This is a genomic window from Campylobacter sp. BCW_4323 (assembly GCF_001763115.1).
GTDB lineage: Bacteria > Campylobacterota > Campylobacteria > Campylobacterales > Campylobacteraceae > Campylobacter_D > Campylobacter_D jejuni.
Genome location: NZ_MJYC01000066.1, coordinates 49380 through 60390, shown reverse-complemented (window position 1 = coordinate 60390; position 11011 = coordinate 49380). Strand labels below are relative to the sequence as shown.

Annotated in this window: 11 protein-coding genes and 1 tRNA gene; 8 read left to right on the top strand and 4 right to left on the bottom strand. The window is 28.3% G+C overall.

Annotated features, from left to right (window positions below):
• Positions 1–7: 7 nt before the first annotated feature.
• Positions 8–457, top strand: a complete 450-nt coding sequence (locus tag AJN60_RS06815; protein ID WP_079861429.1) for a hypothetical protein — start codon at positions 8–10, stop codon at positions 455–457.
• Positions 458–459: 2 nt separating this feature from the next.
• Here the strand turns inward: AJN60_RS06815 and AJN60_RS06810 are convergent.
• The 3 genes from AJN60_RS06810 to tgt all read right to left on the bottom strand — a co-directional run bounded on the left by AJN60_RS06810 (position 460) and on the right by tgt (position 2479).
• Positions 460–536, bottom strand: a tRNA-Arg gene (locus AJN60_RS06810).
• A 52-nt stretch (positions 537–588) separates the two neighbouring features.
• On the bottom strand, positions 589–1356 hold the full coding sequence (locus tag AJN60_RS06805; protein WP_070278088.1) for a magnesium transporter CorA family protein: 768 nt from the start codon (positions 1354–1356) through the stop codon (positions 589–591).
• Between the two features lies 1 nt (position 1357).
• Complete coding sequence (gene tgt / locus AJN60_RS06800; protein ID WP_014516779.1) at positions 1358–2479, bottom strand: tRNA guanosine(34) transglycosylase Tgt; 1122 nt, start codon at positions 2477–2479, stop codon at positions 1358–1360.
• Between the two features lie 29 nt (positions 2480–2508).
• Between tgt and AJN60_RS06795 the strand changes: the two genes are divergently transcribed.
• From AJN60_RS06795 to AJN60_RS06775, 5 genes are read left to right on the top strand one after another with little or no spacing between them, the layout of a single operon-like run.
• Entirely contained in the window at positions 2509–3909 is a 1401-nt protein-coding gene (locus tag AJN60_RS06795; protein WP_070286145.1) for a COG3400 family protein, read from the top strand.
• 45 nt (positions 3910–3954) lie between these two features.
• Complete coding sequence (gene aroB, locus AJN60_RS06790; protein WP_052857660.1) at positions 3955–5010, top strand: 3-dehydroquinate synthase; 1056 nt, start codon at positions 3955–3957, stop codon at positions 5008–5010.
• The gene (locus AJN60_RS06785) at positions 5007–6578 is read left to right on the top strand and encodes a mechanosensitive ion channel family protein (protein ID WP_002880605.1); all 1572 of its coding nucleotides are present in this window, start codon (positions 5007–5009) and stop codon (positions 6576–6578) included. The genes aroB and AJN60_RS06785 overlap by 4 nt, the downstream gene beginning before the upstream one ends.
• On the top strand, positions 6575–7825 hold the full coding sequence (mtaB, locus tag AJN60_RS06780) for a tRNA (N(6)-L-threonylcarbamoyladenosine(37)-C(2))-methylthiotransferase MtaB (RefSeq protein WP_070286144.1): 1251 nt from the start codon (positions 6575–6577) through the stop codon (positions 7823–7825). Before AJN60_RS06785 ends, mtaB begins: the two co-directional genes overlap by 4 nt.
• Positions 7826–7828: 3 nt before the next feature.
• Positions 7829–9439: an AAA family ATPase gene (locus AJN60_RS06775; RefSeq protein WP_070286143.1), complete on the top strand. Its 1611-nt coding sequence runs from the start codon at positions 7829–7831 to the stop codon at positions 9437–9439.
• Positions 9440–9446: 7 nt separating this feature from the next.
• On the opposite strand, the gene AJN60_RS06770 is transcribed toward AJN60_RS06775, so the two are convergent.
• A complete protein-coding gene (locus tag AJN60_RS06770) occupies positions 9447–9863 on the bottom strand; it encodes a PepSY-like domain-containing protein (RefSeq protein ID WP_004305692.1) in 417 nt (138 codons plus the stop codon).
• Positions 9864–9972: 109 nt separating this feature from the next.
• On the opposite strand from AJN60_RS06770, the gene AJN60_RS06765 reads away from it, so the two are divergent.
• A complete protein-coding gene (locus AJN60_RS06765) occupies positions 9973–10491 on the top strand; it encodes a rhomboid family intramembrane serine protease (protein ID WP_052949359.1) in 519 nt (172 codons plus the stop codon).
• On the top strand, positions 10488–11000 hold the full coding sequence (locus AJN60_RS06760) for a SixA phosphatase family protein (protein ID WP_002861738.1): 513 nt from the start codon (positions 10488–10490) through the stop codon (positions 10998–11000). Before AJN60_RS06765 ends, AJN60_RS06760 begins: the two co-directional genes overlap by 4 nt.
• Positions 11001–11011 lie beyond the last annotated feature (11 nt).

Genomic DNA, 11011 nt, shown 5'->3' with positions numbered 1-11011 from the left:
TATTTTTTTGGTTATTTTTTGTGCTGCTTTAGCGCTTTTATTGTTTTTAGGCATAATTGCTTATCTTATTACAAGTGATGGCAAAAAAACAGTTAAAAAGCAAAAAACTAGCCAAAAGCAGCATGTAGCTGAAAAGACTAAAAAATTTGATACAGACTTAGATAAAATGATAATTGCTGCTTCCGATGTTAAGCTAACGGATATTGAATTAAAAGAACTTGCCAAACTTTATGTGCAGACACATAAACTTGGTTCAAAAACTTCTAAAGAATTAGATGAAGCAACAAAAAAGAAACTAGAATTTGTTTCTGCTTTGGCTGCAAATATTAATGCAAGTGCACAAACAGTCAGTTACTTAAATAAAGAACTTAAGAAAATTTCTGGATCTTACAAAAAAGAAATTGATGCTTACGAGCATATGGGATTAGCTAAAAGAAAAATTAAAGAAGATAAATAATATGGTGCGCTCAAGAGGATTCGAACCTCTGGCCTTTTGAACCGCAATCAAATGCTCTATCCAGCTGAGCTATGAGCGCAAAAATAAGTTAAAATTATATATAAATATTCTTAAAATAAGCAAAATTTTGCTTATTTTGTTTGTTTTTTGGCTTTTTTACCTTCATCTAAATCAAATTCTTTAGTCTTTTTTGAATGATAAAATATAAAACCCACAATCAAAATACAGCAAATCAAAGAAAAAATATAAAGTGTACCATAAGGGCTATCTTTAAAAAAAAGATTATTAGTATTCATTCCAAAAAATCCTACGATCAAATTTAAAGGTAAGAAAATAGAAGAAAGTATACTTAAAAGATAAATACTTTTATTCATTTTTTCATTTTTAATTGCACTTGTTAATGTATAAAGAGTATCAACTCTTGTTAGATGTTCTTTGGTGTTTTTGCTTAAGATGCTGATGGATAAATTTAAAATTTTTAAATGTTTTTTGTATTGTGCTTGTTCACTAAGCAAAAGATTGAAAGCTTCGCTTAGAAGATTAATTTGCTTTAGATTTTTGTTGATTTTTTGTCTTAAAACAAAGGATTTTTTGTAAAAATTTTTAACAAAACCACCTTTTAAGATAATACCTTCTTTGTGTTCTAAAAGGTTTTGAAAATGAGTATTTTGTACTTTAAAATCTTCTAAAATGGATTTAATAAAATTTGAAAATTCTTCTATGCTAGAAAGCTTAAATTTTTCATCTTGAAGTTTATAAATTTTTCCATCATTAAAAAGCCAAGTTTCCAAATTTAATCCCACGTAAACAAAAATTTTTTGTCCATAAATTTCACTATAGAAAGTTTCTAAATTCTTTGCTTGCAGGATTTTTTTTAGATTTTCATGTAGTTCTAGCATTTTATTTGCCTCTTAAGTGATAAAAATTTCTTTTAAATTGCGTAAAAGAATTATTCAAAATTGCTTCACGCATCTTTCTTGCAAGTTCAAGATAATAATGTAGATTGTGCAAACTTGCCAAGCGAAAAAAAGTAAGTTCTTTAGCTTTAAAAAGATGGTTCAAATAACCCCTTGAAAAATTACGACAAGTATAACATGAGCAAATAGGATCTATAGCTTCATGATCGTTGATAAATTCTGCTTTTTTAATATTAAATTTTCCAAAACTTGTGAAAAATGTTCCATTTCTTGCATTTCTAGTTGGCATCACGCAGTCAAACATATCTACTCCTCGCTCAACATTTTCTACTAAATCTTCAGGCGTTCCTACACCCATTAAATATCTTGGACGATTTTCATCTAGATAAGGGTTTAAGTTTTGTACTGTTTCATACATCAAGGCGTTTTCTTCGCCCACGCTAAGCCCACCTATAGCTAAACCATCAAATGGCATTTCGTTTAAACTTAAAGCACAACGCTTTCTTTCTTCATAATCTGTACCACCTTGGATAATACCAAAAATATTTTGCCCTATGCCTATACCTTTATTTTGCATATTTTTGTGATAAGCAATGGCTTCTTTTGCCCAAAGTATAGTGCGATCAACAGAAATTTTAATCCTTTCTTTGGTTGCGGGTAAGGCTACTAAATCATCTAAAATCATCATAATATCAGAGTTAAAATCATATTGAGTATCTAAAACACTTTTTGGAGTAAAAAGATGACGACTCCCATCAATGTGACTTTTAAATTCTATACCTTCGTTAAAATGTTTGGAATTTTTACTTAAAGAAAAAGCCTGAAAACCACCACTATCGGTTAAAAAACTTCTATCAAATTTCGTAAAACCATGCAAACCTCCAAAATCTTTTACCACTTTAGAAGTTGGACGCAAGTACATGTGATAGGTATTTGCTAAAATAATTTTTGCATCAAGCTCGTTTTTCATATCATTAGCATCAAGACTTTTAACCGCTCCCACTGTGCCAACAGGCATAAAAACAGGGGTTAAAAAAGTGCTGTGTGCGGTAGTGATTTCACAAACCCTTGCCATTCCATCTTTATGCTTTAATTTAAATTCCATTTGTTATAATTTCCTTTTTGGAGTTTAAAATGAATAATATTTTAATTATAATAGACGGTATTTTAGCAAAGCATTTCTTAGAAAGGCTTTGTTTTGAAAAAGGCTTAGGTTACTTTTTTACAGTAGTGTGTCAAAATAGTGAAAAAAATAACTTAAATATTTCTAGTGAGTATATTGACTTGCATTATTTTGATCCTACAAGCACAGCGCGTCTTGAAAATATTATGAGTAAAGATTTTAAACAGGCTTTTATTTATATGCAAGATGAATTTGAAACTAAAAAAAGTTATGAGGCTTTGCGCTCTTTAAATCCAAATTTAGAAATAGAAATAATGGATTTTTGGGGGTTAAGTGTTAATGATACTCATGCAAATTTAGCTGATGCTAGAATGACTTTAAGCCGTAGATTTATGGATTTTTTACCAGATATTGCTTTAACAGCTCAGTATATAGGACTTGGGGTTGGAGAGATTATGGAAGTAAAAATTCCAGCAGGGTCTATTTTTGCTTATAGGCACATAAGTTCAATACAACAAAAAAGGTGGCGCATAGTCCTTATTTATAGAAATTCTAAGATTTATTTTGTAAAACCATCTTTTGTTTTAGAGCCAAATGATAGCATTTTGATCGTTGGAGATCCTGTTGTTTTACAAAGTATTTTTCATAATATAAGAGGCAAAGCAGGGCAATTTCCTATGCCTTTTGGAAGTAATGTTTTTGCTTTAATTGATATGAAAAATATGAATCAAAATATACAAGAAAGAGTGCTTGATACTACTTTAAAATTAATTCAAAAAAGCAATGCAAAAAGATTTTTTATACATGTTATCAATCCTAAATTAGGGGTAATGTATGAAAAATTAAAAAAACTTTCTGAGGATAAAGAAGGTGTGTTTTTTGATTATTTCAACACGGATTTTAAACAAATTTCCACATGGTTGCAAAATAATGATATAGGATTAGTTGTAACTGATATAAAAAATTTTGAGAAAGAAAAACAAGCTTTTTTTGATTTAAAAATTCCTATTATGAAGGTGGGTGAAGCTTCTTTTGATGAGCTTAAAGAAGCGATTATTTTAAGTGCCGATGAGAGTGAACTTGAAAACAATGCAAATGTCATTACTGATTTAAGTAAACAGCTTGATTTTGGAGTTATTTTATATTATTATAATCCAAATTCTCAAAATACTACAGATATGGAGGAGTATTTTAGAAGTTTATCTAAGCTTTATGATAAAAATATACAAATTATTAATAAAAATGATGAAAACCCTCTTTTAAATTTACAATATCGCGAAGATTTGTTACAATTTGTGAGTTTTCAAAAAGAATTACTAAATAGAGATTTTGGCAGAAATTTAAGTACAAATTTAAATAGGCATTATTATAAAATGAGACAAAATTACCAACTTTTTATACCAGTAGAATAAATAATTAATTAAATGTGATAGAATAAACGCAAAAAGAGTAGTTCAATGCAAGTAGAAGTTAAGTTAAAAGAAAATGCTTATAAGGTTTATATTGATGAACTTGAAGAATTAGAATTTGATACTAAGGTTTTTATACTTTCAAATCCTAAGATTTCAGGTCTTCATTTGAAAACATTACTTTCTAAAATTAAGGCAAAAGAAATTTTTATTGCTACTGTAAAAGATGGTGAAGAATATAAAAATTTAAGCACCATAGAAGAAATTTTAAACCAAATGTTTAATTCTAAATTGGATAGAAAAAGCGTGCTTATAAGTTTTGGTGGTGGCGTGATTAGTGATATGGGCGGATTTGCTGCTAGTATTTATCAAAGAGGTATTGATTTTATAAATATTCCTACTACACTTTTAGCTTGCGTTGATGCAGCAGTAGGTGGAAAAACAGGTGTTAATAATAATTTTGGTAAAAATCTTATTGGCACTTTTTATCAACCTAAAGCTGTATATTGCGAGAGTTCTTTTTTAAAGACTTTGAGTTCTAGAGAACTTGCTGCAGGCATGGCTGAATTTATTAAAATGGCAACAATGTTTGATGATAGTATACTTGATTTTATAGAAAAAATTGATGAAAAAAGTTTCTTAAATGCTACTTGTGAGAATGAAATTTTTACTCAAATTATAGCAAGAAGCATAGAACTTAAATCAAGGGTTGTTGAACAAGATGAAAAAGAATCAGGGCTTAGAATGCTTTTAAATTATGGTCATACTTTTGCTCATGTTATAGAAAATTTTACAGATTATAAGCTTTATTTACACGGAGAAGCGGTGGCTATAGGTATGGTTATGGCAAATCAATTGGCTTTAAATTTAGGGCTTTTGGATAAAATGCAAAGTCAAAAAATAAAAGATATTTTACTTAAATTCAGTTTGCCAATATCATATAAAATCAACAATGTAGATGAATTTTATGAAGCTTTTTTCATGGATAAAAAAAGCTCTAATAAAAAAATCAATTTTGTCCTTGCTAGTCCTTTGGGTAAGGGTTTGATAAAAGGTGATATTTCTAAAGAAGATATAATTGCAACTTTAAGAGAATTCCAATGAAAAAAATTATTATTTTAACCTTTTTTGTTGTTTTTGCTTTTGGTGATGTAAATCGGACTATTATTAATAATATAAATGAGAAAATTAATACTTTAAATACTGTAATCAGTGCTAGTATTTGGAATATACGTTATGAAAATTTTATAAAATATCAAGATATAAATGATGAATTAATCATTTTAAATCTTAATTTAAAAAAGACTTCCGATATTCACCAACAAGAAGAACTTAAACGCAAGATAGCAAATTTAGAAGAGCAATTGAGCTTGCTTAAAGAATACAAAGATTTAAATTTTGCACAAAGTCTTAGCGCCCCTGATAATATAGAAACTTTATCTAAGCTTACTAATCCTTTGGCTATTATAGGAGCTTTTTCTCATATTAAGAAATTAAAAGGAGAAAAGGAAGAATATATATTTAAATTTAATGATTTTAAAAATTTAGTAGATAAAATTAGAGAAAAAAACTCAGAACTTAAAGAATTGGTTGAGCTTAAACCAAGTGTTGAGAATATAGAAGCTTTAAAAGCTTCGGATAAAAAATTAGAAGAATTTGAGCAAGCTTTAAATTTTGCTAGTGTTTCTTATTCTGTTTATGAGAAAAAAATTGATGAAGAGCTTTCTCGAGTAAGTGCTGAGATTAAAGTTCAAAGCTTAAGGGCTGTAAATATACTTGTTGCTATTGTTGTTGTTATAGCTATAGCTTTTATGTTGAAATTTATTGCTAAAAAATATATTAAAGATAGTGAAAGATATTATACCGCTACGAAGATTATTAATTTTATTAATATAAATATTATTTTTCTTATTTTGCTCTTTGCTTATATAGAAAATATTACTTATCTTGTAACTATACTTGGTTTTGCTTCTGCAGGCTTAGCTATTGCTATGAAAGATATGTTTATGTCTATGCTTGGATGGTGTGTGATTATTTTTGGTGGAAGTTTTAGAGTAGGGGATCGTGTAAAAGTTTTTCAAAATGATACTACCTATATTGGAGATATTATAGATATTTCTTTTTTACGCATTACTCTTTATGAAGAGCTTACGCTTGAAACTTATAGCAAAAATCGTCGTAGTGGGCGTATTATATTTATTCCTAATAACTATGTTTTTACAAATTTGCTTGCTAATTATACTCATCATGGTATGAAAACCGTGCTTGATGGCATTGATATAAGTGTTACTTTTGATAGCAATCTTGATAAGGCACAAGAAATTGTAGAAAATATTGTTACACGCCATGCCAAAGGTTATACTGAGCTTGCTAGAAAAAATATAGCTCGTTTACAACATGAATATAGTATTAAAAATCCTAAAGTGGAGCCAAGGTTTTTTATGTTTTTTGAACATTGGGGAATGCGAATTTCTGCATGGTATATGACCAATGCTTATGCGGCTTTGGTATTAAGAAGTACGATTAGTAAAGAGATTATAAAAGAATTTAATAAGCATAAAGATATAAAAATTGCTTATCCATCGCAAAATTTATATTTAGGAAATTTAAATCAAAATCATTTTGAACAACATCATGAAAATATGCATTTTCATGCAAGGAATAAAGATTGAAAGAAAAAGTTTTTTTTAAAACCTTTGGGTGTCGCACAAATATTTATGATACAGAGCTTTTAAAAAGTTATGTAAAAGATTATGAGATTATAAATGATGAGAATAAAGCACAAATTATCGTTGTAAATTCCTGCACGGTTACAAATGGAGCTGATAGCGGGATAAAGTCTTATGTAAATACCATGCAAAAAAAAGGCATTAAAGTTATACTTACAGGTTGTGGTGCTATAAGCAAAGGTAAGGAGCTTTTAGATAAAAAGCAAGTTTTTGGAGTGCTTGGAGCGTCAAATAAAGATAAAATCAATGAATTTTTAGGAGCAAAGACAAGTTTTTATGAACTTGGAAATTTAAATTTTATTGATAAAGATATAGTTTGCGAATATGAAAATCATACCAAAGCTTTTGTGAAAATTCAAGAAGGTTGTGATTTTGCTTGTTCTTATTGTATTATTCCTAGCGTGCGGGGAAAATCAAGAAGTGTGGATGAAAAAGCTCTTTTAAAACAGGTTGAAATTTTGGGAGCTAATGGTTATAGTGAAATTGTTTTAACAGGGACTAATATAGGTTCATATGGGCTTAAAAATGGCACAAGTTTAGGCAAGCTTTTGCGGAAAATGGGACAAATTTCAGGTATAAAACGCATAAGGTTAGGTAGTTTAGAACCCGCACAAATTGATGAGAGTTTTTTAGAAATTTTAGATGAAACTTGGCTTGAAAGGCATTTACATATTGCATTGCAGCATACAAGTGAAAAAATGCTTCGTATAATGCGAAGAAGATCGCATACGGATAATGATTTAAAGCTTTTTAATACTATAGCAAGCAAAGGATATGCTTTAGGGACGGATTTTATAGTAGCTCATCCAGGTGAGAGTGAAGAGCTATGGCAAGAAGCTTTGAAAAAATTTAAAGAATTTCCACTCACTCATATTCATGCTTTTATTTTTAGTCCTAGAAACAACACGCATTCTGCTACCATGAAGGATGTGATAAATGGAACTTTAGCTAAAGAAAGGCTAAACACTTTAAAATCCATAGTAGAAAAAAATAATTATGAATTTAGGAAAAAAAATCAAGTTTCACTTGAAGTTTTGATAGAAAATCAAAAAGATGGTTTTTTTGAGGGTTATGATCAGTTTTTTAACAAGATCAAAATTAAAAGTGATAAAGATATAGCTAAAGAATGGATTGTTATATCTGAATATGAAGTGCAAGAAAAGTCTAACTTTGCAATTTTAAAAGGCTAGATAATGAAAAATAAAAAGATAATTTTAGCATCTTTTATGGTTTTATGTATGCTTTTGGGAATTTTATATTTTAAAAATGAACCTAAATATATAGATGAAAATCTTTATCAAAGTCTATTAAGCCAAAATTTAATCCAAAAAGCTGTGATTGATAAAGACGAAATTTGGCTTAAGGCAGAAGGTGAAAATTACGTAATTATAAAAGATGGCATAGATATAAAAACACTTTTAGCAAAAGTTCCTATAGAGGTTAAAAAAGATAACACGCTTTGGGTGTTTTTTATTTTACTTGTTTTTATTATCGCACTTTTTATAAGTTTTGGTTATTTTGCCCGTAAAAAAGAATTGGCTAAATATCCTATATCAAATAAGAATCACATTCAAGCTCAAAATTCAAATATTAATTTAGAAAGTTCTCATATAAAACCTGTGATTTCAGATATTACTTTTAATGATGTAGCAGGTGTTGATGAAGTTAAAATGGAACTAAGCGAACTTGTAGATTTTTTACAAAATCCTAAAAAATATAAAGAATTTGGTGTAAAAATGCCAAAAGGTGTTTTAATGGTAGGCCCACCAGGTGTAGGAAAAACATTGATAGCAAAAGCAGTTGCAGGAGAAGCAGGGGTGCCATTTTTTTATCAAAGTGGTTCAAGTTTTGTTGAAATTTATGTAGGTATGGGTGCAAAAAGAGTTAGAGAGCTTTTTTCAAAAGCTAAAATGATGGCTCCTAGTATAGTTTTTATCGATGAAATAGATGCTGTAGGTAAAGCAAGGGGAGAAATGTCAAATGTTGAAAGAGATAGTACTTTAAATCAACTTTTAACCCAAATGGATGGTTTTGAGGACAATAGCGGGGTTATAGTTATAGCTGCAACAAATAAAATCGAACTTATGGATTCTGCTTTATTGCGTTCAGGGCGTTTTGATAGGAGAATTTTTTTATCTTTACCTGATTTTAAGGATAGACTTAAAATTTTAGAAATTTATATGAAGGATAAAAATAATAATATCAATTTAAATAAAATCGCCAAAGCAAGCGTAGGTTTTAGTGGAGCAGGACTTGAAACTTTGGTTAATGAAGCGGCAATTAATGCTTTAAGAAGAAATAGTGCTTTAGTTGAGGAAAGTGATTTTTATGCTGTATTAAATAAAGTTCTTTTAGGCAAGAAAAAGATTTTAAGTTTTAATGATGAAGAGAAAAAAATTCAAGCCACTTATCAAGCTGCAAAAGCTTTGAGTGCATATTATTTTGACATAGGATTTGATAAAATAACTCTCATTGAAGATCGTTTTAAAGAATATGAGCATAATATAAGATCAAAATCAGAGCTTATCAATCGTATAAAAGTTTATTTGGCTGGTTCTAGAGCTATGAAATTAATTTACAATGAAAGTTATACCAACTCGCAAGATGATTTTTTAAAGATTAAAGAATTGCTTGATTATATGTTGAGTTTTGATATGTTAGAAGAGTCAAATTTAAATGAACAAAAAAAAGAAATGGATGAATTTTTAAATTCTATGAAGGGTAAAATTTTAAAATTATCAGAGCTTTTGCTTGAAAAAGAAAAGATAGAACATGATGATGTTAAAAATATAATGCAGATTTGATTATATTTTAATCATCAATTTCTTTGTGCAAGATAGTTCCATTAAAATCTATAAGAATTTTTACATCGTTATCAAATTTAATCTTGTAATGGTTGATTTTTCTTTCGATTTCTCTAGCTTTTGTATTTGGAAATTCGTTTTTAATGATATTAGCTAAATTTTGAGGTAAAAAATCTAGTTCAAAAGGAAAGGCTTTATTTTCAATTTCTTTCCAAGCTCCATCTATGTCAAATTCAAGTTCTGTCCCATCGCTAAGATAGACTTCATAGGAATTTTTGTCTTTTTGCACGATCCCTATAGGTGCTTTGAAATTATGTTGTAAAAATTCTTTAGAAACACTTGGCAAATTATCAGCAGAAATTATTATATCAGCGTTTAAAGATAAACTTAAAATAGTAATAATACTTAAAAATTTAATTTTCAATATTTTTCCTAATTATTTTTTAGTAAAATTGTAAAGAATTTTATGTGAATTTTATGTGAATTTTATGTGAATTTTAAGACAATATTATAAAAAATAAAGGTTTAATACTTTGCTTACAATTTTTTTAATTTTTTTAAATGTTTTATGTTATTTTTTGATTTCTTATGATTATTGCAATATCCTTGGTTTGAATATTTTATTTTTTAATGGAGCTTATTGGCAACTTTTAAGTTCAATGTTTTTACATGGAAATTTAACTCATCTTATATTAAATATGATAGTTTTATTTCAATTTGGGCGTATATTAGAAACTTATTTGGGTGCTTTGCGTTTTATTTTTATTTATTTTATTGGCGGGTTGTTATGTTCACTTTTAAGTGTTTTTTATGTGTATTTTGATTTTAAATATTTTGGAGAAAATATAAATGTCATAGGTGCTAGTGGTGCAATTTGTGTTTTAATGGGTTTTTATGCTGTTCTTGATAAAAATAGCACAAAAGGACTTATAGTGGCAATTTTACTTATGAGTTTTGCGCCATTGCTTATGGGGGTAAATGTTGCTTGGTATGGTCATATTTTCGGGTTTATATGTGGTTATATTTTAGCTAAAATAAAAGAGGTAAAATGAAAAAAATTTATATTATAAGACATGCAAAAGCAAGTAAGAGAGGAGATATCGATGATTTTGAAAGAAAGCTTACTAAGAGTGGAAAGGAAGATTTAAAAAAACTTTTTAAGAATCTTGCCTTGCATGAAATTCATCCTGATTTAGTGTTATCAAGTCCTGCTGTTAGAACCGCTAAAACAGCGAAAAAAATAGCCAAATTTTATAATTTTGATAAAAATAAAATTTGTTTTGATGAAAGATTGTATCTTTGCAATGTTGAGAATTTGCTAAAAATTTTGCAAGATATTGATGATGAGTTTAATGAAGTGTTTTTAGTGGGCCATAATCCTGGCTTAATGGAGCTTGGAGAGTTATTAAGCTCGCTGTGTTTAGCTTCTTTTCCAACTTCTTCTATCTTGTGTTTAGAATTTGATATTAAGGAATTTAAAAATTTAAAAAAACATAGCGGAAAATTAGTTTTTTTTGAACATGTACGCAAGTTAAAAGAAGAAAAAGATTTAGGTTTTTAGTGAGAGATTGA

Bases quoted from the DNA above. Each gene is read 5' to 3' on its own strand.
- AJN60_RS06760 (WP_002861738.1), top strand. From the start codon at position 10,488: ATGAAAAAAATTTATATTATAAGACATGCAAAAGCAAGTAAGAGAGGA.
- AJN60_RS06775 (WP_070286143.1), top strand. From the start codon at position 7,829: ATGAAAAATAAAAAGATAATTTTAGCATCTTTTATGGTTTTATGTATG.
- AJN60_RS06785 (WP_002880605.1), top strand. From the start codon at position 5,007: ATGAAAAAAATTATTATTTTAACCTTTTTTGTTGTTTTTGCTTTTGGT.
- tgt (WP_014516779.1), bottom strand. From the start codon at position 2,479: ATGGAATTTAAATTAAAGCATAAAGATGGAATGGCAAGGGTTTGTGAA.
- AJN60_RS06805 (WP_070278088.1), bottom strand. From the start codon at position 1,356: ATGCTAGAACTACATGAAAATCTAAAAAAAATCCTGCAAGCAAAGAAT.
- AJN60_RS06795 (WP_070286145.1), top strand. From the start codon at position 2,509: ATGAATAATATTTTAATTATAATAGACGGTATTTTAGCAAAGCATTTC.
- aroB (WP_052857660.1), top strand. From the start codon at position 3,955: ATGCAAGTAGAAGTTAAGTTAAAAGAAAATGCTTATAAGGTTTATATT.